Source organism: Reticulibacter mediterranei, assembly GCF_016587455.1.
This window is the reverse complement of the sequence record NZ_BNJK01000001.1, coordinates 862479-887042: the sequence shown is the minus strand read 5'-3', so window position 1 is coordinate 887042 and position 24564 is coordinate 862479. Positions and strand designations below refer to the sequence as shown.

Genomic DNA, 24564 nt, shown 5'->3' with positions numbered 1-24564 from the left:
ATGCTACGGATGGAAGCTCTTCATTTACAGGAGAACGTGACGCCACGCCTCTCTCGACGTTGAGAGAGGCGTGGCGTTGAGATTAGGTGAGGTGCATCGATGGAGAGGAACTATCCATTTGTCACAGATTACATGGGATGCTATGGATGGTATGATATCCAGACTCAGGCGGATCAGCCGCCTCTATATCAGTGTATTGCTTTCAATGAGCGAAACCGTGTGCCATTACAGATGAGATCGATCTTGCAATGGCTCCACCCCGACGCTTCACCTGCCGAGGCCCATTCCCGTCAGCCTTTTGAGCAGGAATATGTCTTGCTCTCTGGTCTGCTTGCCTACCCCCTTTCCCAGGATCTTCTGGGCATGATTCACGCAAGCTGTCTCAGTGGCAACTACGCGCGTCTGGGGCACCTCTCCGGCATGTTCGTCGGGTGTGTGGTCACGCAGGAGAAGCTGTTTCTCTTCCGAAGCGTCACCAGCCAGGAGACCATCTTCTATCGCCAGCAAGGAACGCGTGTGCGCTGGTCAACCGACCCGAGCGACCTGGTGCAAGAGGGGGGCGAGGCATTCGACCAGGATGCCCTCTGGCAATGTTGCCAGGGCGCAATGGTGTTTCTCTATCCGCAGCTCAAGATGATCCGACCGGGATCTGTTGTTGTGATTGATGCCCATGGCGAAACCACTCACCGCTATGAGCAGCTCGTGCCTTTGAACTTGCCGCGACGGACCAGCCTCCATAAGTATGCTGCCTCTACCTATCACGCTCTGTTACAGGCTGTTCAGCCTTACGCTATCAGTGGGCGCATCGGGGTTATGTTGAGCGGTGGCATTGATTCAACGTTGGTGTTGATGGCGCTGGTTGATCAGGGAGCGGATGTCGTTGCCTATCATATGGATACTGACGCTCCCCTGGCCCGAGAGGCGTCCTATGCGCAAGAAGTCTGTGACCGACTCGCTGTTCCTCTGGTCTCGCTTTCATCCAATGAGCATGACGACTATTTTTCATCCGAGTGGGAGTTTCCTCATCCTTATAACCATGTGTGGTTTGGGCGCATGCAACAGATAGCGGCCCGCATCAGACAAGACGGGGTGAGCCTGCTGTGCAATGGCTGCCATGGCGATATGCTCTTTGGTCCGGTTCGCTACGGACTCTCTAGCATTATGTTGGGAGATACTAGCTGGCAGGAGAAATGGACCATGCTGCAAGGAGCCTTCTGCTCGCGGTGGGAATGGAAGCGACTGATCCGTAGCGTGATGCCCTCCTTCTCTCTGCTCGATGAAGACTGGGCAGATGCACGGCAGCATGTGGATTTTCTCGTCCCACGCCCGGCAGGAGTCGCCCGCCTCCCAGATATCCAGGTCGATCTGGACTTCTTGCCTCAAGAGCAGACTGCTGATCTGACGATCTGGCGACCCCAGGGCATCTTTTTCTGTAGTCCACTGGGCGACAAAGCGCTCCGGCAATTGGCCCTTCGCTTGCCAGACGCCTATCGGCTGCTCCCATTTCAAGGCCGTTTCATTGATAAACCGGTGTTACGGCTGCTGCTTTCAGAACGGTTCTCCGGACAGATCTGGCGACGCGAGCGCTGTCCCTGGTTAATCTCTCCCGATCAACAGTATTGCTTGAGTCACCCGCACGTCTTTGCCAATCTGCTGGGCACCCCGGAGACGTATCTTATTCGCTTACACGTTGTAGACTCTGATCAACTCAAGCGGGTACTTGCCGATCCGGTTCTGCTACGTCGCAATGCGGAGACGTTAATCTGTTCAGCGATGACCGAGCTGTTCTTACGTAGCCAGGCCAGGCGAGGAAATCTATCGCTCCAAGGAGAAGGTGCAGATGTCTCTCTTCCAACTTGTTGAACATGCTGTATTCGATACGACAGATGGTGATGGGGTACTCCTGGATGGGCTGTCGGGCTATTATTTCCATCTCAATCCCGTTGCCACACGTATGCTTGAAGCCGCACTCTGCTATCCGACGCTCGATGAGGTTGTTGCACGTCTCCATGACGCTATTGAAGCAGATGATGCTACATTGAGAGATGGAGTTTCCCTCTTGCAGGCCCAATTGCGAGTCCATCACCTACTAGTGAATGAGAAAGGGACAGCCATCTCATGAAAAGAGTCACAGGGAAGGCGATCAATTGGGAGATCTTCTTCATGGATATCGACGCCGTGCCACCTCCGCCTGCTGTCCCGCTCTTGCTGCACTGCTATGCACTAAGGTGTACGATCCGAGGGTTGTATCTGTTGCGCAAAAAAGGTTGGGGAGTCGCCAGCCAATATCTTCGGACCCTGCGTCCTGGACGAGGTGCAAACGAGCATACAACATTGCCAGTTCCGGTGGCGCTGCGCCTCGCGTGGCGAAACGTCCTTCCTAGTCAGGTCTTGGCTCACCTGTTCGGCTCCAATGCGCGGTGTCTGGTGCGTTCGTACGCCCTTGCGCTCTATCTTTCGGCTATCGGTCTTCCAGTCACCCTTATGGTTGCACGGGAGAAATTGACGATTCACGCTCAGTATAACTTTCATGCCTGGAGCGACCTCTATGGGACGGTCCTCAACGATTCTTCCGAAGTTCCCAGGGGGTATACCGTCTTACAACGCATTGTCTGCCAACGACTGGTGGAACGCTGAAAGCGCTCCACTTCCGCTTGCTCGCCTCTTTTCTCCCATCTACGAACGCGAGAGGTGGAATGCACCCATTTTGTGAAGTCGGAGAATGAGGAGATTAAACACCGCAAGACCCTGCTGAGATGCGCGACCTGGAGAGGTAAGGGCATTGCCCGCTTCATGCTTCTGGGTGGCATCTGGTTTCTCTTCATTGCCTCCACGCGCATTGGGTTACGATCACGCTGGCAAGAGCTTCTCAACAGAAAGCGTGATCATAGACAGACAATGTGTTTCACCCAGAGGATTGAGGCAGTGAAGGCGATCCTCGGCTTCGGCAAAAACGCTTCTGGTACGAACGGAACAGAAGATCGCCTCATGTCTCCCTCTGTTACACAGCAAGCAGTTCCTTGAGATGTGGGGAGCAACTCATGGATCTCTTGCATTGGCAACGGTGTCACTCCCTGCGCTGTCGGGCAGCCTACGCCACGTGGCCTCAGAGTGAGATCAGGTCGATCAAAGACCTGTGGGGTATTCTGCTGTTCTTCGCTCCCCTCGATGCAGATCTGTTGGCCCAGCGTCACCAGATCGAGATTCATCCTCCAGCCGTTTCCACTCCGAGCGAGAAAATAGAACGATGCATTGTGTTGTAAATGTCTTGACATAGAATCGGGACGTTGGTTGTAGGACTCAATCCCTGGTGGAAACAAGAAGATAAGAAGCCTGTACGTCCAAGGCTTCCTTCCGAATCCAGACATGGTTCCTCCCGACGACCCTGCATGCACAGAGCGCGTGACACGTCCTCGATCTCGTCGGGACGGTTCTGCTGAAAGTGGTTCGATAATATGTCCACTCAGATCACCCAGTTCGGGAACGTCGATCCCTGGATGCCCAGGAGCATGACCAGTTCCCCTGCGTGATGAAGATCGTGGGATAGAATGCGCAAGCTCGTCCACTGGCGTGAGATCGTGTAGGTCTTTCTCCAATACATGCTGATAAGTCCGGGCTAGGTCACGGACGGTTCAAGTGGTGAGGGTAGTTTCAATCATATGCCAGGTCACTTCTAAGCGCCTGACGAGTTCAGTCGCATGTTCGACAATCCGCTGTTCCTCTTCCCATTCCTTGACGTGGCGAGCCGCCTCCTCGCTGCTAGGCGCTCCCATTCGCTGGGACCAGCCAACCCGTCCCAGGCTGAGGCAGGTCGATAGGCCCATTGCTTGGGGAAAGTGGTGCAATGGTTTGGGTCAAGCTCAGTTAATAGCTGTTCCACCCTTCGTACACGCTCATTAATGAAGATATGTCTGTGATCATCAAATACCTCCTTCATAAGGAGTGTTCGAGTTCTCAGTCGGCAAGCTGTAATCTATCAAAGTCCTTATAGGTGATTTCCTGTCCCAACGCTGCGCTAATGGCATTGGCAATCTTTCCAGCTGTCGCCTTATAGATTTTCTTGCCCGCTATCGCATCGCCCAGCGTTCCTGGATCAATATGCGCTTCCCTGGCAAGCCTCGCTTTCGACCATCCCAGTTTCACCCGATAATCTTCGAGCGTCATGACTACACACTCCAATCACTCACATTTCTGCTTCTTGAGTAGTATGGCATGCATCTCTAGGGTTGTCAACGCTTCTTCTCGGAAGCATTGGAAACTACACCATTATACTGGAAAGTATTGGAATATCAAGGAATATATGGTATACTCTGAAGAGAGGTATTTCGATGAAAGGCGGTTTGGACGAAGTAAACGCGCCTGTCTTTCTGTATCTGCGTATTGTCTCGACTCTTCAGACAAGTGGTACGACGCTCAACTACCAGGAAATTACTTCCCGCACTTTTGGTGAGCAACACGGTTTGCAGGTCGTGGAGGTCTTCCGAGAGGCGAGTAGTAGTCGCTGCTGGCAGGACCGCAATGCGTTGGCGTAGTAGATGCGACAACGGTATCTGGTAGGGGAAGTCAGTGGGGGCGTCGTTCCCCGTTCCAGGTGTCTCAGCCCTCCTCTCCTGCATGCCGCTTTTCTTTTCCAGGAGATGCAAGAGTATCACATGTTTCTCTTTTACATCCGAGATAGGAATCGTGGGCTACAAACCTCTCCTCTGCGCCAGATTCAGAGCATGCCAGAGCCACGAGCAGTGGCTCTGAGACCATCATTTCTTGCTCAGTTGCCCAACGAAAGCACGAGTGTGCGAGAGTGGTTGTGGTCTCACACAAGAGCACACTCTTTAGAAGAAAGAAAGGTTGGAAATACGATGCTGCATCGTCAACAGGACGTATTGAAGCCTCGAAAACATGTCATCATTTATTGCCGCGTGAGTACTGATAAACAGGAAGCAGACGGGGCCAGCTTGGAATATCAGGAAGAGAAATGTCGTCGGTATGCCGAGTTCCATGATATGGATGTGGTTCTGGTGTTACACGAGGCCAAAAGTGGCTTTATTCATTACACGCTCCGGGAAAAACTCACCATTGCCCGTCAGTTTATCCGCGATCATCTCGCTGATGCGATTATCGTGTGGGACTTGCGCCGCTTCTCGCGCAACTTCGTCCATTCCGCCATGATTTTCGAGGAAATCGAGAGCGCAGGCGGCGAAATCGTCAGTGTGAGCGAAAATATCGATAACAGCCTGACTGGCAAACTCATCCGCTCTATTCTGGCATGGAGCGCAGAGTCCGAGCGTGAGAAAATACTCGAATACGCGAACCGGCATTGGCAGAAGCGCCATGAGCTGAATTTGCCTATGGCAACCTCTACTCCGTCTTATGGCTGGAAATGGGGCGATAAAGACAAAACCTTCTTTGTGCTCAATAGGGAGGAGGCTGCCGTCCGGCGCTCGATTTTTGAGATGTTTGTCGAAATGGACATGAGCCTTCGAAAGATCGGTCACAAACTGACGATGGACGGCATCCCTGCTCCAAGACAGGCGCGTCAAAAGCAGAAAACGGAAGAGGGGAAGAGTGAAGAGAGCATATTGGGGAAGGAAGCGGAAGAAAAAAATGCTCCAAAGAGTATCCCCTGGGAGTGTGATACCATACATGCATATCTTCACGATGTGGCGAATATCGGTACACTAGTTATTTGTAAGAAGAAACGGGTATTGAAGCCGGACGGCGGCACTACTTATATTCCACATCCTGCGCAAAAAATTATCCCTCATGCCACCTATTGTTTCATTGGATATGTTTGAGAGGGCGCAGCAGAAACTTGCAACGAATCAGCAAACAAAGAGTCATTTGCCGCGCAATGTTGAGAATTTTTTGCTTATCAGCCATGTGTATTGCTCTCTTTGCGGCAATCGGATGCATCCTGTTTCTGAGAAAGGATTGCCTGTGTATCGCTGTAACAAGCATATCAGTGCCCTTGACCCTCATCCTAAGAGTGAACCGCATATTGTGCGTGTGAGAACGTCGATTGTTGATCCGATAGTATGGAAGGATTGTTGCCGGGTATTCGAGCGTCTGGAGCATATTCAGGATGTCATTCAGGCCAGTATTGAGCAATCTGTCCAGCATTTGCTGGAAGATACAACAGGCAACGATATGATTACAGCATTGCAGGAAGAACTCATCTATGCAATACAGGAACAGAATAAGCACCCGAAGGGAAGTTATTATTACCATTTAATTGCACAGGATATTCGGAAAAAAGAAGAAGAATTGCAGCGATGCGAAGAAGAATTTTCCAAATCGCATGATGGTGCGAAACTCTCAGAGAGTTTTCAGGAAAGTGTGATGCACTTTCTTGATTTTCTCAATACCATGAAAGGCAGATATCACGAGGCCAGTTTCCAGGAAAAGCGGAATGCTTTGGATGTCTTGGGGGTAAGAGCCTATGTCAGTCGAGATACCACCATACGTCCGCAGTGGCCGACCATTCAAACCAGAAAGGCATGGCTTTCCGTTTCTGAAGCGCCTACGCTCACAGGGATACATCCGAGTTCACTTCGTGCCTCTATGAAAGCAGGAAAACTTAAAACCGGACAGAAAGCCATAGCGCATACGGTCATTCATCGTGACGAGATCAGGCGTTTCATAAAGACGGAAAGGCAGCGTTCCAGGCTAGCGAAGCATGATGATGAATGGTTTACTGTGTCTAAACTGACGACCACTGTAGGGATAAGCAATCACCACGACATTCACGAGGCCATAGAGCAAGGTCGGCTCAAAGCTGAAACCAAAGAGGTCACGCAGGCTTCTATCCATCGTGACGAATTGAACCAGTTCCTCCAGGAATCTCCTATTCGCCAGCGTGAAGTCATGGAACATATTACACCAGAGATAAAAATCGCGTATACTCCGATATTCACAGGTGTCCAAGCACCCAAAGACGCGCAAAAAATAGTGAATGTGGTACACAACGCGGGCCTGGCACAATTGGTTGTACGCCTGAAGCCGGTGATTGTCGTGAAAGGGTAACGCATTGTACCTGTTCCCGTATGCCTGGAACGGTACTGCTTCAACGGAAACTGTACCGAGGCTTGAGAAAGTACCTCGTCACCGTGCATAGCAGTACCAGATACCCATAGCGTTTCCAGAGCAATGCGATGAGAAGTGGAGTGTTTTCAAGGGTGAAATATTTCACTTCTCTTATGAATATGAGCAATGGTTAAAATGAAAATCAAGAGCCTCTTCCTCCCACAGGGTCTTGGAATTTACAACCACACAGGTCAGTTTATACACAAATTTACATAAAAAAGACCTGAGATGATTTCATCTCAGGATAGAAGTATTTCATTGCAAGTAGAGCAAACGAAGCCATGAAAAAACGTCTTTTTCACACAGAAGTAAGCCTGCGTTCCTGCATACTAAAAGATGATGAGCGCTTTGAGGACATCTTCGAGTTTCTTGTCCGCAACCTCGAATGCTCTCTCCATATCGTTAAACGAGAAGCGATGAGTAGTCATGAGCGTCGGATCAACTCGTTTCATCTCTAGCACTCGCAGCAGGCGTTGCATCCGTAAACGACCACCAGGACACAAACTGGCCGTAATGGTCTTTTCTGCCATACCGACTCCCCACTCCACACGAGGAATATGCACAAATTCCCCGTGCCCGTAGTAGCCTATATTGGAAATGGTTCCACCAGCTTTCGTGACTTTGATGGCGCTCTGGAAGGTGACATCGGCCCCCAGTGCCTCAATAGCCGTGTCTACTCCCTCTCCCCCAGTCAGATCGAGGATACGTTGCACTACATCCTCTTTGGAGAAATCAACGATCTCATCTGCACCATAGGTGCGTGCTAGCTCTTGTCTTTGTGGGACTGCTTCTACTCCAATGATGAACCCGGCTCCACGTAACTTAGCCCCTGCGGTTGCCATCAATCCGACTGGCCCCTGAGCGAAGACCGTGACGGTTCCTCCGATAGGGATATAACCCTGCTCTGCACCCACGAACCCCGTTGAAAGCATATCACAGCAGTAGACGGCCATATCATCAGAGACGCTGTCAGGAATATGAGCCATATTCGCATCTGCCTCATTCACATGAAAGTACTCGGCAAATACCCCATCTTTAGTATTCGAGAATTTCCAACCGCCTAGAGGTCCGCCAGATTGGGAGGAGTGACCAGCCTGCGAGGCGGGATCACCCCAATCAGGGGTAATGGCACCAACCACCACTCGATCACCTGGCTTGAAAAATCTAACGCTACTGCCAATTTCATGAACAACACCCACAGCTTCATGGCCCAGAGTCAGGTTCTCACGCGGGCCAATCCCCCCGGATACCGTATGGGAGTCGGAAGTACAAATGAGCGCCCTGGTCGTTTTGATGACTGCATCGTTTGGGCCTACCTGGGGAATGGGTTTCTCCATGAAGCCAACCTTCCCAATCTCTTTCATTACAAATGCTTTCATGCTTATTCTCTCTTTCTGTTTATATCAAATGAGATTATACTTTTAATGCCCACTGGTCGCCCAAGAATACGTTCGACTGCTTGCTCGATGGGCGTGCGTTCTGCCATGAGGGCGCGCACGGCATCGGGCCAGCGCTGATGAAAGGTTTCCAGGTCTGCGATGGCAGACACGAAGTCGTGAGGTCCAGCGTTGACCGTTCCCAGCACCACCTGATTCTTCAGGACCATGTCGCGAAAGAGTTCGGCTGGATCAGCTTCGATCAGCGTTTGCAGACCGGGGACGCCAGTCAGGATATAGATGCCATTTGGACCCAGTGTGCGAAGCACTTCCAGCGCGAGCAAGGAGTGTCCTGCTGCCTCATAGACCAGATCAATTGGACCAATGTACGCTTCAAGCCGATCGGTGGAGATCTCCTGGCTCGAAATGTAGGTTGCCCCAATGGTTTTGGTAACAGCAATCCGTGGGTCAGGTTCTTTTTCCCGTGAATACACGAATGTTTTGAACTGGGTAGTTCGCAAGGCCATCGCTCCCAACAAGCCTACCGGTCCGGCACCCAGGACGAGGGCTGTGTGCCCGCTTCCCTGGGTGCGCTCGGAGACTGTCGGATCGATCCAGGGAGGGCGGCGTTGCGTGAGACCGTACAACTGATATTCTGCTTTTTGGGCGACGGTCAGTGGCTCGACCAAGATGGCAATATCGCGTAGATGACGCGGGACGGGATGCATATAGCGGGCCTCATCCACGACAAACTCGGTTAGATATCCATGAGCCTCTTTGATGCCACGCTCGGTAAAATCGCCAGTTATGCAGAAATCCTGATGACCGGTACGGCATGGGCGACATCTGCTGTGAGGGCAGGGACGACGAACACTTGGAACGACCAGATCGCCGGGCGCAAGACCTGTGACGGCAGATCCAACCTGGACCACTTCACCCAGCGCTTCGTGGCCGATGATCAGGTAATCGGAATCTGGCGGGGACGAGCCGTAAACAAAAGTACAGATTTCCTTATCGGTACCACAGATCCCGATATCCAATATGCGGATTTTGACCTGATCTGGTTGCGTGATCGTCGGTTCCTCCTGGTCAATGAGTTTGACTTCTCGACTTGCGGGAAAAACTGCAACTGCTTTCATCCTTTCCTCCTTATTCTTTTTGATGTTCTGCCGAATAAAACAGCACTGAGATGTTTAGAGACTCAGGTAGAGATGTGGAACCGTTTTATTCATGGCCTCATCGACGCTCAGACACGCGCGAATGAGGGCGAGATGGGTGAAAGCCTGGGGGAAGTTTCCCAGCGCTTCACCGGTGGATGCGATCTCTTCGGCATAGAGGCCCACGTGATTAGCGTAGGTCAGCATATGCTCCAGGGAGAGGCGGGCCTCTTCTACGCGGTCTGCTCTGGCGAGGGCTTCTACGAGCCAGAAGCTACAAATGTTAAACGTACCTTCATGACCAGACAAGCCGTCGCTCGCTGCTTTGTCAACATCGTAGCGATAGACATGGGGCATATGGGTCAATTCTCGCTGAATACGCTCAATGGTCGCCAGCATGCGCGGGTCGCGTGCTTCGAGGAAGCCGGTGAGGGAGAGCAGAAGGGAGCTGGCGTCAACGGCCTCTCCTCCATAATATTGTACAAAGCTCTGTTTTTGTTCGCTCCACCCGTTATCTATAATATCGCGGTAAATCTTCGAACTGAGCTGCTGCCACTCATTCAGCGGAGCTGGTAGGCCGCGCTCGCGGGCGATGCGGGAGGCGCGGTCGAAGGCGACCCAACACATCAGGCGAGAATGCAGAAAATGCCTGACGCCGCCACGTACTTCCCAGATGCCTTCATCCGGCTCCTGCCAGTGTTGGGCCAACCAGTCGAGTTGTTGGCAGATGTGCAGCCAGCTTTCATAGGTCAGACCTCGATATCGACTATAGACAAAAAGGACATCCAGGAGTTCCCCATAGATATCCAGTTGGCGCTGAGTGGCGGCCCCGTTGCCAATACGCACAGGACGACTCTGCCGATAGCCATCCAGATGGTCAAGGTGGATTTCGGGCATCTCATGGCTGCCGTGAATAGTATAGATGGGTTGGAGTTCTCCGCCTTCCTGTAACTCGTTGAGGCGTGTTGTCAGCCAATCCTTAAAGGCTTCCGCCTCTTCCGTAAAGCCGAGAGCAAGCAAGCTATCCAGGGTAAAAGCTGCGTCGCGGAACCAGGTAAAACGGTAGTCCCAGTTGCGCTCGCCGCCAATTCCTTCGGGTAAGCTGGTCGTCGGCGCTGCCACAATAGCTCCGGTGGGTGCGTAGGTGAGTAGCTTGAGGGTAAGCGCGGAACGTTGAACGTGCTCGCGCCAACGCCCCTGATAATGACTTTTGCTCAGCCAGAGCACCCAGTAGCGTCGCGTTTCCGCAAATTGTGCCTCATACATATTCTGTGAAATGGGGTGCGGGAGAAGATCCTGGTCCTGAGAGCTGTCCAGGAAAAAAAAGACAGACTGATCCTCGGATAGGGTAAAGCTTGCTTGCGCTCCACCCTGGCCATCATTGTTCAATGGGATCGATGACGAGAGGGCCAGGGTCAAATTTGGACTGCGGAAGACTGCACCTTGCTCAGAAAAGTGAAGCGTATGAGGATCACGTACGTAATTAAAGGCTGGACGACAGGTCAGTTGGAACGTAAGCGAGCCACGTACCATATGAACCGCCCGAACCAGATGGTGTTCGTACCGCTCGGAGCCCTTTGGCTTGATCGGCATAAAATCAGTGATTTCTCCGACTCCATCGTTGCTCAGAAAGCGGGTAATCAGGATATTGGTCTCAGGAAAGTACATTTGTTTGGTCCCGAGACTATCATGTTCGGTGGGGGTCAGGCGAAAAAAACCGCCTTTATCGGCATCTAGTATAGCTGCAAAGATGCTTGGCGAGTCAAAATCGGGTAGACAACACCAATCGATGGACCCATTCTTTCCCACGAGCGCAACCGTCGTGAGATCGCCGATCATCCCGTAGTCTTCGATGGGAAGATAACGTGTTTTTGCGACAGGTGGGACTTGTTTCGATTGTGTTTTGAGCATGGTTTTTCCCTTTCCGGGTAGCCATTCGGCAAACTGTAGGTTTCCCCTCTGTCACACCCACGAGAGACGATAGCCAGCATGCATAGTAACAATCTCCTTCGATGCGTACGTCTCAAATTGGCTGTGTCCCTGGAGGTTGTATGTGTGTCGCTTGAGGACGCAAGGCAAAAGCACGAATAGATACTAGACTTCCTCCAATCACCGCACAAATGCCCAGGATAATTGGCAGAGTACGTACTCCAACGAGCGGGTTGAACCACAAGATCAGCCCAAAAATGATGTTTAGAATGCCCAGGGAAGCAAGGCCGCTTCCGCCACCACTAGACGCATGAATGACTTGTAACACGCCTATGATGAGCGCGTCTATGGCAAGAAAGATCATCAGTATCGTCGGTATTAAGACCGTGCTCCATAACGGGTGCCGTAAGACAGCCAGACCTGCAAGAATGCCTAAAATACCGATGACGAGCTTCCAGCCCCACATGGTTCTATCAATGCAGAGACTTACAAAAGAGAGAGTGCCAGTCACCAGCCAATAGGCTCCCAGAAGTTGCTCAAGCAGGAGAAGTGTCACTCCTGGCGAGACGAGGAGCAACAATCCCCCAATAAATGCTGCAATCCCTGTGATCATGATGAGCCACCAGGGAGTACTAGCCGCGCCAGATGCAAAAACTGGACGCATATGTACCACCCATTTCTGAGCTTCATACTTTTAAAGCCCACCGAATAATGAACATATGCCAATTACATGTCGCGTACTAGACCATGAGACGTTCAAGATGGTCAATAGACTCGGAAACAACAACACTTCCGCTTCCAGAGGCATCAGCACGTCCCCAGCGGCCAGGGATGCCTGATACATTTAGTTGACCCAGTGTTTTTGGGATAGCAGGATGTGCCGTGAGACGATCACCCACAGGCTCCAATCCGAGCATTGTGCGGATTAAGAGCAGCGGCGTTCCTGTTGCCCAGGCTTGAGGGCTGCACGCGGTGGGAAATTCGACCGGAAAACCTGTCAGATTTCTTGGATAGCCAGCAAATGCCTCTGGTAAACGACCCTCAAAGAAGCGTGCAGCTTCAAGCATGCCCAGGGCGATGTAGGCTGCGGCCTCATCATATCCATAGCGTCTTAACCCGAGGGCAATGAGGGAATTATCATGAGGCCAGACGGTTCCTACGTGATAGCCAAGAGGATTGTATCCACCATCTCCCTCGGCCATAGTCCGTATGCCCCAACCAGAGAAGAGCCGGTTGCTCATCAAATGACGCATACATGCCTCTGCCTTCCCTTCATCGACAATCCCACTCCAGAGCAGATGCCCAATATTAGAGGTGAGCGAATCCACCTGGCGACCATCGCCATCAAGGGCCAGCGCAAAAAACTGTTGTTGCTCGATCCAGAAATCCTGGTTAAAGCGTTGTTTGAATACTGCTGCTTCTTGCTCCAGCCGCTGCGCCAGTTCCGGGTCTCGCCAGAATGTACGAGCGAGGCGAGCACAGCGCACCTTCGCATCATAGACATACCCCTGTATCTCACAGACGGCCAGAGGACGACGAGAAAGGCTCCCATCCGCGAAGAGAATCGAGTTCCATGAGTCCTTCCAACATTGATTTTCTAACCCGGTTTCCTTATTTCTGCGGTCATACTCTACATAGCCATCACCATTGAGATCCCCATAGGTATCAATCCACTTGAGCGCTGCTCGCGCTTCCATTTCTAATTCCCGCACAAGATCTGCCTTGCCCGTCCAGCGTTCATATTCGTCCAGGCAGATGAGAAACAGAGGTGTGGAGTCGGCAGCTCCGTAGTAGGGAGAGTGAGGACGCTCCTCAAAAGCCGTCATTTCGCCAAAACGGACTTCGTGAATGATTTTCCCCGGCTCCTCGTCCCGAAAATCATCGTAGCGTGAACCTTGTAGCAAGGCCAGTTGTCGCAGTGTAGTTTCGAGCAGTTCTGGATAGAAGGGAAGGGCCTGGAAAGCGGTTATCAAGCTATCGCGCCCAAAGATAGTCATAAACCAGGGTAATCCAGCCGCTGGTAGCGCATCACCGGGCACCAGGGGAGAGTGAAAGCGAAGCGCAGCCAGATCAACCAGACAGCGCTGATAGATGCGACTGAGCCAGGGCCAATCGCAGCTGAGGGTAGGTGCGGCCTGATGCCATTTTACCAACCCATGTTGCATATCAGGTCTGACACGCAGCCCACTGTGTTGATAGTGGACCTCGTTGTGGAGAATGTGCATGTTGGCTATCTCCACGCCCACTTCCAAACAGGTACTCCATTGTTCGTGAGGTCCAAGATGCACAGAGAAGGTGAAACCTTGTTCGTCAATAGCGGCCTGGGCCGTAGTAGAAATCCAGGTCTCACGGCTATAGCTCTCTCGCCGATAGCCAAGAACTAAGAGGCGATCCTCGATACGATGGAAATACTCTCCTTTTTTCAGAAGCGCATCTTTGACTTCAAACAAATCAGCAAAGTCAGCTCCCACTGCGAGTCGAAGCCGCAAATCAATCGGCTGCTCTTTATGGTTCAATATTGTCAGATCCTCGTGAAAGCCTTTGCCAACAGCGCGTTTGCGTATGATGGAAATGTCGGTATCGACATAGATGGTTCCTGTTCCTGGGGCAAGGAAGAATTGTGCACTAAAGTAGCTGTCAAGTTCGTCTGTTGACAGGACATTGAGTTGCATTCCGTCAACCGTTAATATCCAGCGGGAAAGGAAGCGAGTATCCCAGGAGAACAGACCTGTTGGCTCCGTTAGTGAGGCATCAATATTTCCGCGCCGATCACTGACAACAAACGTGTTGCCTTCAAGAATACTGATTGTATTTTCGCTCACTGTGTCCTCCTGCTGTTCGTCATGGTTTTGTTCTTGTCCGTCCCGTTTTGAAAGATCCGCTGAAATACTAGGGCCAACCCGACATTGCCATCTATCGCTAATTTTCCTTGAAGAAAGGCGGTGAGAGGATTTTGCGCCCCGTTCGCCAGGACAAGGAGGATGTCTTTGTTGCATGACATAAGGCTATCAGCAACTACTGCATTACGGTTGACCGTGATAGTGCCTTTGTCGATAATCACGTTCCACTTTCCCTCTTCCTCAATGTTCCATTGGACTGTCCCCGAAACACTGTGCAGCAGAGGTTCGTAACGACGTGTTGCCAACGTGTTGAAGAATTCCTGGACACTGTTTGGCATCGTTGTTTTCTCCTTATGCTTGCGCGGGAACCGCAGGCCCAAGCATTTCATGCAAGCGAGCCTCATCTTCAGCAGAGAGCGAGGTCTGGATGACCTCAAATTGATGTTGCCTTAATGCGGGTAGAACCTTATCAGCAACCTCGTTGCGAGTGAGCAAAAACAAAGCGGCCTCTCCCGGATGGATTGCATTACCGACTTGTTTGATAAAATTATCATCAATGCCTACATCACTCATCTTGCCTACAAGGGCTCCTGCTCCTGCGCCAATCGCAGCGCCCAGCAAAGGGGACAGAAACAGCAGCCCCACCAGCATGCCCCAGAAGGCTCCCCCCATTGCTCCTGCTCCCACCAGATCATGGGCTTGACGGATTTTTGGCTTGCCATTCGTGTCTACCGTCGCAAGAGCTGCATCTTCCATAGTGATGAGACGCTGGCTCTGTAATTGCCTGATCGTACTAACAATGTTTTCTGCTGTAGCCTCATCCTTACATTTGAGAACAAAGAGATTGCTCATGGAAATACTCCTTTTTCTGTGACATGCTCTGCTCTGTAGGCAAAGTATTAGCTGTTTGATAACAGTGTAGTGAATATGAACAAAACAACTGACTTAAAAAATATAACATGAGCTTGTGAATTAAGAGGCGATCAGACCGAGGAATATCGGTGTATTGCCTACTTGACACATCAATAAAAGTTCATTTTATAAAATTTTGAAAAGAGGAGAACTAAGTTATTCTTTAATCATTAGTAGCTTCAATCGTATTACACAAACCGAGGCAAGAAAGCTCCAGTCATAGATGCGGGGGGATGAACTGGCCCTCTTTATTTGGGGCTAGGGCGGAGTGGGGCGCCGTATCCTCTTGACCACCCCTACACGAGACGGTATAATCGCAGGGTGAAGACATCGACAAGCATCTGCGATCAAAGCAAGAGACGGCGTCAGATGACTCGTTGGGAAGAGCCAGCACATCCTCTCCTCACGGACAGGTCTGTCTCTTGTCTGGATGTTTGCGTCTCGTACCGTAGGGCATATGGGAACGACCACTCCCAAAGGGATGGACAACGCTTCTGGACACCTGATCTCTACTCACCGTCAGGAGACTGGCCGATGGGCAAACCAGGTGGATGAAGGAAGAATTCCCCGTCTTTGAAGCGGGGGAGTGCCAAATGTGCGAAGGAGAGAGTGTGTGATATCAATTTTAGCCACGAAACTGTATCTCCCTCGGCTTCGACCGAACATGGTCAGCCGCCTTCGCCTGATTGGACGGCTCAACGAGGGTCTGCATCGCAAATTGACCCTCGTCTCTGCTCCCGCTGGTTTTGGGAAAACCACACTCATCAGCTCATGGATCGAGGGAATTGGGCAATCGAGTGCCTGGCTGTCGTTGGACGAAGGGGAGAATGACCCCACCCGCTTTCTGACATACCTCGTTGCAGCATTGCAGACAATTGCGCCCAGGCTTGGAGAAGAGGTCTTGCGTGCGCTCCAATCTCCCCAGCCACCGTCAACCGAAGCGATGCTGATGGCCTTGCTCAATGACTTGACCATCACAAAAGACCCGTTCGTCCTCGTTCTCGACGACTACCACATGATTGAGGCCAAAGCGGTTGATCAGGCCCTCACGTATCTCATCAATCATCTGCCCCCGCATATGCACCTGGTCATCACCACCCGAGAAGACCCTCAGTTGCCCCTGGCCCGTCTGCGTGCTCAGGACCAATTGACCGAACTGCGCGCCGCTGATTTGCGTTTTACTCTCTCCGAAGCCGCCACCTTTCTCAACCAGGTGATGAGTCTCACCCTCTCGGATCAGGACATCGCTGCCCTGGAGAGACGTACCGAAGGCTGGGTTGCTGGCCTGCAATTTGCCGCGCTTGCCTTGCAGGGATGCCAGGACCCGACCAGCTTCATCAGCTCGTTCACTGGCAGCCACCACTTCGTCCTGGACTATCTGATGGAAGAAGTCCTCGGACAGCAGGACGCTCGTGTGCAGACATTCTTGCTGCGCACATCCATCCTGAACCGATTGTCAAGCTCGTTGTGTGATGCTGTTGTCCTCGACCCTTCTCTTTCCGGGCAAGCTACCCTGGAATACCTCGAACGCGCCAACCTCTTCATCGTCTCATTGGACAGCGAACGATGCTGGTATCGCTATCACCATCTCTTTGCAGATTTGCTCAGGCTTCGTCTTCAGCAGAGCATCACCTCATCTCCTGGAGATGCCCAAGACCGCGAAAGGCAGGTGCATGAGTTACACATTCGTGCCAGTGCGTGGTATGAAAATCATGACCTTGCGATTGAAGCATTTCACCATGCAGTTGCAGCCAACGATGTAGAGCGCGCCGAGCGTTTGATAGAAGGAAAGGGGATTCCCCGACATTTTCGTGGTGCAGTGACTACTCTCCTGAACTGGTTGGGGTCGTTGCCGACGGCCGTGCTGGATGCCAAACCCTCGTTGCGGGTGAGATATGCCTCATTGATGGTAGTGAATGGTCAAACAACTGGCGCGGAAGAACAACTGCAAGCGGCTGAAGCCACCCTGCAAGGCAACGAGGTGAACGACACGGTCCGAGATCTTATCGGACAAATTGCCGCTATCCGGGCGACGTTAGCGCTCACTCGCTACCAGATAGAACCCATGCTTGCTCAATCGCGCCGTGCCCTGGAATATCTACATCCCAACAACCTGTTTTCGCGCGTTACTCCTTATTGGGTATTGGGATATGCCTATAGCAGCCTGGGAGACCGTGCCGCCGCTCGCCAGGCCTTTACCGAAGGCCTCTCTCTCGGCCGGGCATCTGGGCATACCTTCAACACTATTCTGGTGGCTATCGGATTGGGCCACATCCAGGAAGCAGACAACCAGCTTTCTCTGGCAGCCGAGACTTACCGACGCGTCCTACAATTGGCAAGCGATCAGCCGCTTCAGATTATCTGCGAAGCGCATCTTGGCCTGGCCCGTGTTCTCTATGAATGGAATGAGCTAGATGAAGCTCTACAGCATGGGCAACAGAGTCTCCGCCTGGCAAAACAGTATGATAGAAGAGTGATTGACCGATACGTGAGCAGTGAGATCTTTCTTGCCCGCCTGAAACTGGCCCAGGGTGATGTGGCCGCCGCCGCTGCTCTACTTGAAGATGCCCATCAGTCCGCGCGCCGGTATAACTTTGTGCCTCGTTTCCTCGAAGTAGCTGCCGCGCAAGTGCTGGTGTTGTTACACCAGGGTGATGTGGCCGCCGCCGCTCGTATAGCACAGGCATACGAACAGCCTATTAGTCAGGCCAGGGTTCATCTGGCTCAGGGAAACCCTTTGGCGGCACTGGCAGTGCTGGAGGCATGGCGACGGCAGGCAGAGGCAAAGGATTGGAAGGATGAACGGCTCAAGGCGATGGTGATGCAATCAGTTGCGCTAAAGGCTCATGGTGAAAAGGACGAGGCGGTGCAACAGCTCTGTGACGCTCTGGTACTTGCCGAGCCAGGCGGCTTCATCCGTCTGTTTGTCGATGAAGGTCTCCCGATGGCTCATCTCTTATCCGAAGCTGAGGCTCTTGGGAGAACACCTAACTATATCAAGAAATTGTTGGCGGTATTGAAAGCGGATGAGCAGAGGAGCGAAGACCCATTGTCTTTGGCATCTCAGTCTTCTGCCCAGCTCTTGATCGAGCCGTTGAGTCAACGCGAGGTAGAAGTCCTCCACCTCATCGCTCAAGGACTTTCCAATCAGCAGATCAGTGAACGGCTGTTCCTCGCTCTGGACACAGTAAAAGGACACAATCGGAAAATCTTTGGCAAACTTCAGGTCCAAAGGCGTACTGAAGCGGTCGCACGGGCCCGCCAACTCGGTCTGGTATAAACAGATCGGTTGCCGTCTCAATACAGCCAAAGCATGAGCAATGCTCCCCTCACTACACTCAAGACAACACTTCAAATAACACTTTCGTGTCTCAACTTACACACCGTCATGCAGTTATGCTTCTTCTAGAATTCAAAATAATCCAGGATAAGAGGTACAGAATCATGTCAGGCTCATTCAACTCGGAAATTGATCCAATTCAACCAATGATCTATCAGATCAAGGTTAAGGGGCATCTGGGTCATGAGTGGACAGACTGGTTTGATGGCCTCTCCATCACATTGGAAGACAACGGCGATATGCTTTTAACCGGCCCGGTGGTTGATCAGGCCGCGTTGTATGGATTGCTCAAAAAAGTGCGTGATTTAGGCATGCCATTACTCTCGGTCATGCGCATAAAACCCGACCAGGCAGATGTACCAGATGTCAAACCCTGACACGCTTATCATTAAGGAGAAAGGATACTCTCATGAAAGCTATTGTCTACACACAATATGGATCCCCAGATGTTCTTCAATTTGAAGAGGTAGAAAAACCTGCGCCCAAAGATGATGAAGTCTTGATAAAAGTGTCGGCTGCATCCGTCAATGCAGCTGACTGGCGTCTTGTGAGAGCCGACCCGTTTCTGGTTCGCCTGTATAATGGATTTCTCAAACCAAAACGCCCGATCCTCGGATCTGACGTAGCTGGACGAGTTGAAGCGGTTGGCAGAAATGTCAAGCAGTTTCAGCCTGGTGATGAAGTCTTTGGAGATCTCTTCGAGACTGGTTGGGGTGGTTTTGCTGAATATGTCTGTACTCGTGAAGATGCGTTGGTGTTGAAACCCGCTAATACGACCTTCGAGGAAGCTGCCGCTGTTCCTTTGGCGGGAGTCACCGCCTTGCAGGGGCTACGCGATAAAGGGCAGATCAAGCGAGGTCAGAAGGTTTTGATTAATGGTGCGGGCGGTGGAGTGGGAACGTTCGCGGTACAGATTGCCAAGGCGTTCGAGGCTGAAGTCACCGCTGTGTGCAGCACAGGGAATGTGGATATGGTGCGCTCGATTGGGGCAGACCACGTCATTGATTACACACATGAAGATTTCACGAAAAATGGGCAGCAGTATGACCTGATCCTTGCGGTGAATGGCTATCATTCGATTTCAGCTTATAAACGGGCATTACATCTCAATGGAATATATGTCACGACTGGAGGCTCTATGGGTCAAATGGTTCAGGCCATGTTCCTGGGGCCATGGATATCGATGACTGGGAAGCAGAAAATGGGGAACCTGACGGCGAAAACAAACACGAAAGATTTAGCTTTTCTGAAGGTGCTTCTTGAAGAAGGCAAAGTTGTTCCTGTCATAGATAGACGATATTCATTAAGTGAGGTTGCTGAAGCAATTCGGTATCTTGAAGAAGGACATGCCAAAGGCAAAGTAGTTATAACAGTAGAATAGAACAATCCCACCTCAAAAAATACGTTCATGTTATGAACCGTTCACCGTGGCTCTTTGCAATGGGGGTGAATGTTTCCAGAGATGCAGGCTAGCCTCTACTTCGAGTGAAGTTTTTCTGCAAAACTATGCTTCTTCCTCGTAGCGGCTCACGATGTGAAAATGCAAAACCGTCGTGAGCCGTCTTTTTGCTCAAGCTCAAACAAATGTGACTCTCTGCTTCAGCAATTCCTACTGGAGATCCAGGAATCTGCGTGAATTCCCGACAGGTGCTCTTGCTGTCCTATGCCGGATAGCACGGGACAGCTAGTGACAGGTATAGTCGCGCCAGCGATAGAGCATCACGGCGAGCATGGCGGGCAGCATCAACAGATGTGTAAAGAGCATCAGGCTTGCTCTTGGCAACACACCCAGCAAACAAACAGCGATCAGCACGATTGTCGGAACGATCATGGCTCCCGCCATCTCTGCATTCAGCCGCCAGGCATGCTTACGAATGCGCATCCAGGCTACCATAGGTATTGTCATCGCGACTGCCATCGCCATTGCCTCGACCTCCGGCCCCATCGCAATGTGGATCACACCAGTCACCACCTCTAAGACCACCATTCCCAGCAGCATAGCCAGAACCATCTCGCCGAAATGCCGCAGCAAGCGCAGGATTTGCTTGCTGCGTGAAAGTGGCGAGGGGATCATAGCGCCGACCTCTGCCCTGGAGAGCGACGGAGGAGCTATGAGCCTGGCTTCGATCTGGCCGTCGTCAGCTACTGGTTGATTTGAGAGCGCGTTCGTTTCTGACATCGTTTTTTCCCTTTGGATAGAATTATCTATCCATTGACTACTGAGGAGTTTGCACCTTCCTCAGAAACGAGATACGGTAGACAGTGGAGAAGCCCAGAAGGCTGCAAGCCCTCTGGGAAAGGTTCCGCATAGGTAGCGCGGTTGCGCGACTATCTCTCTTGAAGGAGAGTATAGCCAGATGCCAGGTGAATCGACATCACCAGGATAGGTGATTAGAAGGGTGATTGATGAGAGTGTGTTGGGAGATTGGAATGAGACTGATCTCCCACAAGTAGGATGTGTCTGGCTTGGGTTCTGCTTAGAGGAGATGGAAACGCTTGCCCGCTGCGATGGCTTCGGAGCGACGGTTCACGCCCAGTTTGCGATAGATACTGCTGATCTGGGTCTTGATCGTGTTGGGAGAGACGATGAGCGTCTTTGCCATCTCCCCGTAGGTCTGCCCGGTGACCAGAAGACGCAACACCCGCAGCTCTTGCCGACTCAGAGGTTCAAGCAGATCTGATGACGTTTCGACTTGTGGAGGCTCAGGCCTACTCGTTGGCGGGGTGACGAGGGGTTGGCTGGCAAGGCTCGTGTGTTGGCGTTGCTTCTGCTCGAAGGCAGCCAGCAATCGCGAAACAAAAGGCCGGGAAATGGCTCCCTCCTTTGAGAGAACGGCTGTTTCAGCACCAGATTCATCATCAAGCTGAGGTGAAAGCAGGGCTTTGAGCACCTGTTTCATAGGTGGGCCACCATCGAGATATACGCGGATATGATCCTCTGGCTCGGTCAGCGAGAGCAGGCGAGATGCAACCATTCGAGCTTGTACTCTCTTGCCTGCATAATACAGCGCCACGACGTACAGACACAGGAATTCGACAGTATAGATATCTGCTGGCGGGTCAAGGCGTTTTCTGAAACGCTCCAGGATCTCGATGGCAGATTCGTACTGTTGCTGTGCGAGAGCGACTCGTATCCACATCAGCAGCTCTATTTTGCGCGAGGGGTTCCAGGTCTCTGGAGCTAAGGCGGCCCGGGCAGCCCATTGATTCGCCTCGACCAGATTCCCCTCAGCCAGCCAGAAAGGAACCTGGGCATAGATTACCCAGACAGCATGATCGGTAATGATCCCCTGCTTTGCCAATGCTATCGTCCTTTGGAGAGCCTGCTGCGCAGTCGCCCGATCCCCTCTTGCCAGTGAGAGATTCACCAGCAAACCTTCTCCGATGACCTGGAGATCCACTTCTTGCCAATCAGAGGCAATCTGCAAAGCACGTCGCAACGAGCTAGAAGCCTCCTCTAGTTTATTCCATGCATAGTAGATATGAGAGAGGCAAAAATGAATATATCCCGCCCATGCACTGCGTTTACCAATCTGTCCAATCAGGGTGAGTGTCTCCAGGCATTGCCGATGAGCCTGGTGTAGCTGTCCAGCCTGTATATATAACACTGCCAGCCAGCCCATGAAGCGGATCATTGCCAGTGCGTCTGCTGCATCAATCACCTGCTGCTTCACTTGCTCAAACCTGGATACCAGTTGTACTCCTTCATGCCGCAAGATTGCAGTCAGCCAGTAGATGAAGGAGAGTGGAATCATTTGCCAGATGGCATCCTCATCAGGGGGAAGAGCGTCGAGTTCCTGAGAGAGCAGATGCAGACGCTCTCTATCGCCATGCCCAAGAAGCATGCTGGCCTCAATCAAAGCACGCAGCATGTGTACACGCCGCTCGATCAAGGCCACCTCCTCCTTTGAGAGGACCAGTTCGTGCTTTCTGTCTACGATCTTCTCCATGCGCGTGATGTTTTTTTTCACCTGGGCAACGATTTCTGCATACAGTGTTTCGGCGGTTGTATGTGCAGAATTGAGTAAATGAAGAGCGGCACTCAGGGCGAGGCGGATATGCGCACGCACAATGGCCTCGGGCAGGGAAAGCACCCAATTGTGAATGGTTTTTGCCTGCCCGCTGAGCCAGAAAGAGGAAGCAGCCAGCTCGATTAGGGACGCAGCCAGAGGATAGTCAGGAGCCGCCAGTGCGTGGGTAATGGCCTTATGCAGATCACCTGCCGCCTCATACCAACGCGCTGCCCGCTGGTGCAACAGGGGAACCTGTTGAGACCTGGAAGTGTGCAATTGAGCAAGCAGAGCCTCGCGGAAGAGATCATGATAGCGATACCACCGCCGCTGCTCATCCAGAGGCATCACAAAGAGATTGACCCGCTCCAGTTTCTCCAGAAGCTGCTGGCTGGTTTGTTGGCTGTCCGCTGCGGTAACGGCCTGGCATAAAGAGGCATTCATTCTGGTCAGGATCGACGTTGCCAGCAAAAAGTCGAGCAGGTGGGTGGGAAGGTGAGCAAGGACTTCCTGCTGCACATACTCTAATAGATGCCGGTGAGATCCCTCAAAGCCCGAGACCCAGGCAGAGAGATCCTGCTGCTTCTGCATGGAAAGCGCGGCCAGTTGCAGACCGGCAATCCAGCCCTCAGTTCGCTCCGAGAGGGTTTCCACCTCCTGTTGTGAGAGGGGCAGCTTCATAGCATCACACAAGAAACGGGCAGTTTCCTCCAGAGAAAAACGCAGATCAGTTGCACGGATTTCGCTCATCTGAGAGCGAACGCGAAAGCGGGAGAGGGGAAGGTCAGGATCAGTGCGGCTGGAGAGAACCACATGCAGATTGTGGGGCAGATGACTAAGCAAGAAAAGCAAGGCATCTCCAATGGTCTTATCACTGATTACATGATAGTCATCGAGAATGAGGATGATTTCTCTCCCTATTTGCTCGATCTCACCAAGCAGCGTCATCAGAATGGTTGAGAGCATTGGAGCCTGTGACGAATGCAACATCTCTTGTGCCACCTCTCCAATATGGGGCAGACATCGGCGCAGAGCTGCAATAACCGCAGTCCAGAAGCGGGTAGGATCATTATCCAATTCATCAAGGGAGAGCCAGGCGACCTCGTGTTCGGTTTCATCTGCCTTGCTCTCCGGCAGCTTTTTCGATGCAGCCACCCATGCAGCGAGTAGCGTAGTCTTGCCTGACCCTGCCGGAGCAGAGAGTAGCGTCAAATGGTGGAAGAGCACTGCATTCAGTTCGGCGAGCAAATGCTCACGTGCCACCAGCCGGGTTGGTGGACGGGGAGGCGAGAGTTTGGCGGAGAGCAGGACAACGCTGTGCTCAACGTTTGACCAGCTCCCTGCTTGTCCAACTCCTTCTCGCCCCGAGCCGATGCTTTGGGGGTCAGAGTCCGTGCCTGATGCGATATCATCGCGGTTGGGAGCAAGGGAGAGCAGGTCAGTGGTTTGATGTGTTGGGCGTCTATGGGCAGTAGAGGAGGACTGACATGTGAGTTCCTTTGCCACCCGCTCTAAGCGTGGAAAGGTTACATGGTTTGTACGCCCCAGATAGCGCTTGCTAGTGCGTCGCTCACGCGTGCTATAGGCATACCAATATCCTCCCCCACGAGTCCTCGCTTCTTTGACCACCGTGATTCGTCCTGTCCGCCCTTCAAAGGCAAAAGCCGTGTTTTCAGCTAACCAGGTGAGCCAGATCTGCTCGTCTTCCAGGGTGAATGACTGTTTGGGTTGGCCGTAGGTATGCAGTTCATAATGCCGATGGATTTTGGACCAGAGAAGCACATGCTGAGCTGGTTTGGGCATAGCATCCTTTCAAAAAATTTGGTGGTTTACCTCCAATTACCCAACATGAATGAGTATAACACAAAAAATAGACAGTGATGAGGTGACTTGCAACCCGATCACGATGTGTAAATTTCC

Annotated in this window: 23 protein-coding genes; 11 read left to right on the top strand and 12 right to left on the bottom strand. The window is 52.0% G+C overall.

Annotated features, from left to right (window positions below; translation table 11 throughout):
* The first annotated feature begins 99 nt into the window (after window positions 1-99).
* The 5 genes from K3T83_RS04010 to K3T83_RS03990 all read left to right on the top strand — a co-directional run bounded on the left by K3T83_RS04010 (window position 100) and on the right by K3T83_RS03990 (window position 3263).
* Complete coding sequence (locus K3T83_RS04010) at window positions 100-1863, top strand: asparagine synthase-related protein (RefSeq protein WP_220201689.1); 1764 nt, start codon at window positions 100-102, stop codon at window positions 1861-1863.
* Window positions 1841-2122, top strand: a complete 282-nt coding sequence (locus tag K3T83_RS04005; RefSeq protein ID WP_220201688.1) for a PqqD family peptide modification chaperone — start codon at window positions 1841-1843, stop codon at window positions 2120-2122. Before K3T83_RS04010 ends, K3T83_RS04005 begins: the two co-directional genes overlap by 23 nt.
* Complete coding sequence (locus tag K3T83_RS04000) at window positions 2119-2637, top strand: lasso peptide biosynthesis protein (RefSeq protein WP_220201687.1); 519 nt, start codon at window positions 2119-2121, stop codon at window positions 2635-2637. Before K3T83_RS04005 ends, K3T83_RS04000 begins: the two co-directional genes overlap by 4 nt.
* A 72-nt stretch (window positions 2638-2709) precedes the next feature.
* A complete protein-coding gene (locus K3T83_RS03995; protein ID WP_220201686.1) occupies window positions 2710-3024 on the top strand; it encodes a hypothetical protein in 315 nt (104 codons plus the stop codon).
* 17 nt (window positions 3025-3041) lie between these two features.
* Window positions 3042-3263: a hypothetical protein gene (locus K3T83_RS03990; RefSeq protein ID WP_220201685.1), complete on the top strand. Its 222-nt coding sequence runs from the start codon at window positions 3042-3044 to the stop codon at window positions 3261-3263.
* 200 nt (window positions 3264-3463) lie between these two features.
* Here the strand turns inward: K3T83_RS03990 and K3T83_RS03985 are convergent, their stop codons facing one another.
* From K3T83_RS03985 to K3T83_RS03975, 3 genes are all read right to left on the bottom strand, one after another.
* Complete coding sequence (locus K3T83_RS03985) at window positions 3464-3601, bottom strand: hypothetical protein (RefSeq protein ID WP_220201684.1); 138 nt, start codon at window positions 3599-3601, stop codon at window positions 3464-3466.
* Window positions 3602-3632: 31 nt separating this feature from the next.
* Window positions 3633-3845 (bottom strand): hypothetical protein, encoded by a 213-nt coding sequence (locus K3T83_RS03980; protein WP_220201683.1) that lies wholly within the window; start codon window positions 3843-3845, stop codon window positions 3633-3635.
* Window positions 3846-3954: 109 nt separating this feature from the next.
* On the bottom strand, window positions 3955-4164 hold the full coding sequence (locus K3T83_RS03975) for a helix-turn-helix domain-containing protein (RefSeq protein WP_220201682.1): 210 nt from the start codon (window positions 4162-4164) through the stop codon (window positions 3955-3957).
* A gap of 164 nt (window positions 4165-4328) precedes the next feature.
* On the opposite strand from K3T83_RS03975, the gene K3T83_RS03970 reads away from it, so the two are divergent.
* From K3T83_RS03970 to K3T83_RS03960, 3 genes are all read left to right on the top strand, one after another.
* Window positions 4329-4532: a hypothetical protein gene (locus K3T83_RS03970; protein WP_220201681.1), complete on the top strand. Its 204-nt coding sequence runs from the start codon at window positions 4329-4331 to the stop codon at window positions 4530-4532.
* Between the two features lie 3 nt (window positions 4533-4535).
* On the top strand, window positions 4536-5792 hold the full coding sequence (locus K3T83_RS03965; protein WP_220201680.1) for a recombinase family protein: 1257 nt from the start codon (window positions 4536-4538) through the stop codon (window positions 5790-5792).
* Window positions 5793-5934: 142 nt separating this feature from the next.
* A complete protein-coding gene (locus K3T83_RS03960; protein ID WP_220201679.1) occupies window positions 5935-7020 on the top strand; it encodes a helix-turn-helix domain-containing protein in 1086 nt (361 codons plus the stop codon).
* A 389-nt stretch (window positions 7021-7409) separates the two neighbouring features.
* On the opposite strand, the gene K3T83_RS03955 is transcribed toward K3T83_RS03960, so the two are convergent.
* The 7 genes from K3T83_RS03955 to K3T83_RS03925 form a co-directional block, all read right to left on the bottom strand.
* Window positions 7410-8459, bottom strand: coding sequence for an NAD(P)-dependent alcohol dehydrogenase (locus K3T83_RS03955; RefSeq protein ID WP_220201678.1), 1050 nt, complete (start codon window positions 8457-8459; stop codon window positions 7410-7412).
* A gap of 2 nt (window positions 8460-8461) precedes the next feature.
* Entirely contained in the window at window positions 8462-9595 is a 1134-nt protein-coding gene (locus tag K3T83_RS03950; RefSeq protein ID WP_220201677.1) for a glucose 1-dehydrogenase, read from the bottom strand.
* Between the two features lie 54 nt (window positions 9596-9649).
* The gene (locus K3T83_RS03945; RefSeq protein WP_220201676.1) at window positions 9650-11524 is read right to left on the bottom strand and encodes a glycoside hydrolase family 15 protein; all 1875 of its coding nucleotides are present in this window, start codon (window positions 11522-11524) and stop codon (window positions 9650-9652) included.
* Window positions 11525-11636: 112 nt separating this feature from the next.
* Entirely contained in the window at window positions 11637-12206 is a 570-nt protein-coding gene (locus tag K3T83_RS03940; protein ID WP_220201675.1) for an HdeD family acid-resistance protein, read from the bottom strand.
* A 76-nt stretch (window positions 12207-12282) separates the two neighbouring features.
* A complete protein-coding gene (locus K3T83_RS03935) occupies window positions 12283-14364 on the bottom strand; it encodes an amylo-alpha-1,6-glucosidase (protein ID WP_220201674.1) in 2082 nt (693 codons plus the stop codon).
* Window positions 14361-14720 carry an SCP2 sterol-binding domain-containing protein gene (locus K3T83_RS03930; protein WP_220201673.1) on the bottom strand — a complete coding sequence of 120 codons (360 nt, stop codon included), beginning with the start codon at window positions 14718-14720 and terminating at the stop codon, window positions 14361-14363. The genes K3T83_RS03935 and K3T83_RS03930 overlap by 4 nt, the downstream gene beginning before the upstream one ends.
* A 13-nt stretch (window positions 14721-14733) precedes the next feature.
* Window positions 14734-15234, bottom strand: a complete 501-nt coding sequence (locus tag K3T83_RS03925) for a DUF1269 domain-containing protein (RefSeq protein ID WP_220201672.1) — start codon at window positions 15232-15234, stop codon at window positions 14734-14736.
* A 673-nt stretch (window positions 15235-15907) separates the two neighbouring features.
* On the opposite strand from K3T83_RS03925, the gene K3T83_RS03920 reads away from it, so the two are divergent.
* The 3 genes from K3T83_RS03920 (at window position 15908) to K3T83_RS03910 (ending at window position 20015) form a co-directional block, all read left to right on the top strand.
* Window positions 15908-18574, top strand: a complete 2667-nt coding sequence (locus K3T83_RS03920; protein ID WP_220201671.1) for a winged helix-turn-helix domain-containing protein — start codon at window positions 15908-15910, stop codon at window positions 18572-18574.
* Between the two features lie 164 nt (window positions 18575-18738).
* Window positions 18739-19011, top strand: coding sequence for a DUF8691 family protein (locus tag K3T83_RS03915; protein WP_220201670.1), 273 nt, complete (start codon window positions 18739-18741; stop codon window positions 19009-19011).
* A 32-nt stretch (window positions 19012-19043) separates the two neighbouring features.
* Window positions 19044-20015 (top strand): NAD(P)-dependent alcohol dehydrogenase, encoded by a 972-nt coding sequence (locus tag K3T83_RS03910; RefSeq protein WP_220201669.1) that lies wholly within the window; start codon window positions 19044-19046, stop codon window positions 20013-20015.
* Window positions 20016-20318: 303 nt separating this feature from the next.
* Here the strand turns inward: K3T83_RS03910 and K3T83_RS03905 are convergent, their stop codons facing one another.
* Together K3T83_RS03905 and K3T83_RS03900 are read right to left on the bottom strand one after the other, a co-directional pair.
* Window positions 20319-20813, bottom strand: coding sequence for a hypothetical protein (locus K3T83_RS03905; protein WP_220201668.1), 495 nt, complete (start codon window positions 20811-20813; stop codon window positions 20319-20321).
* A gap of 298 nt (window positions 20814-21111) precedes the next feature.
* Window positions 21112-24447: a winged helix-turn-helix domain-containing protein gene (locus K3T83_RS03900; protein ID WP_220201667.1), complete on the bottom strand. Its 3336-nt coding sequence runs from the start codon at window positions 24445-24447 to the stop codon at window positions 21112-21114.
* Window positions 24448-24564: the final 117 nt, after the last annotated feature.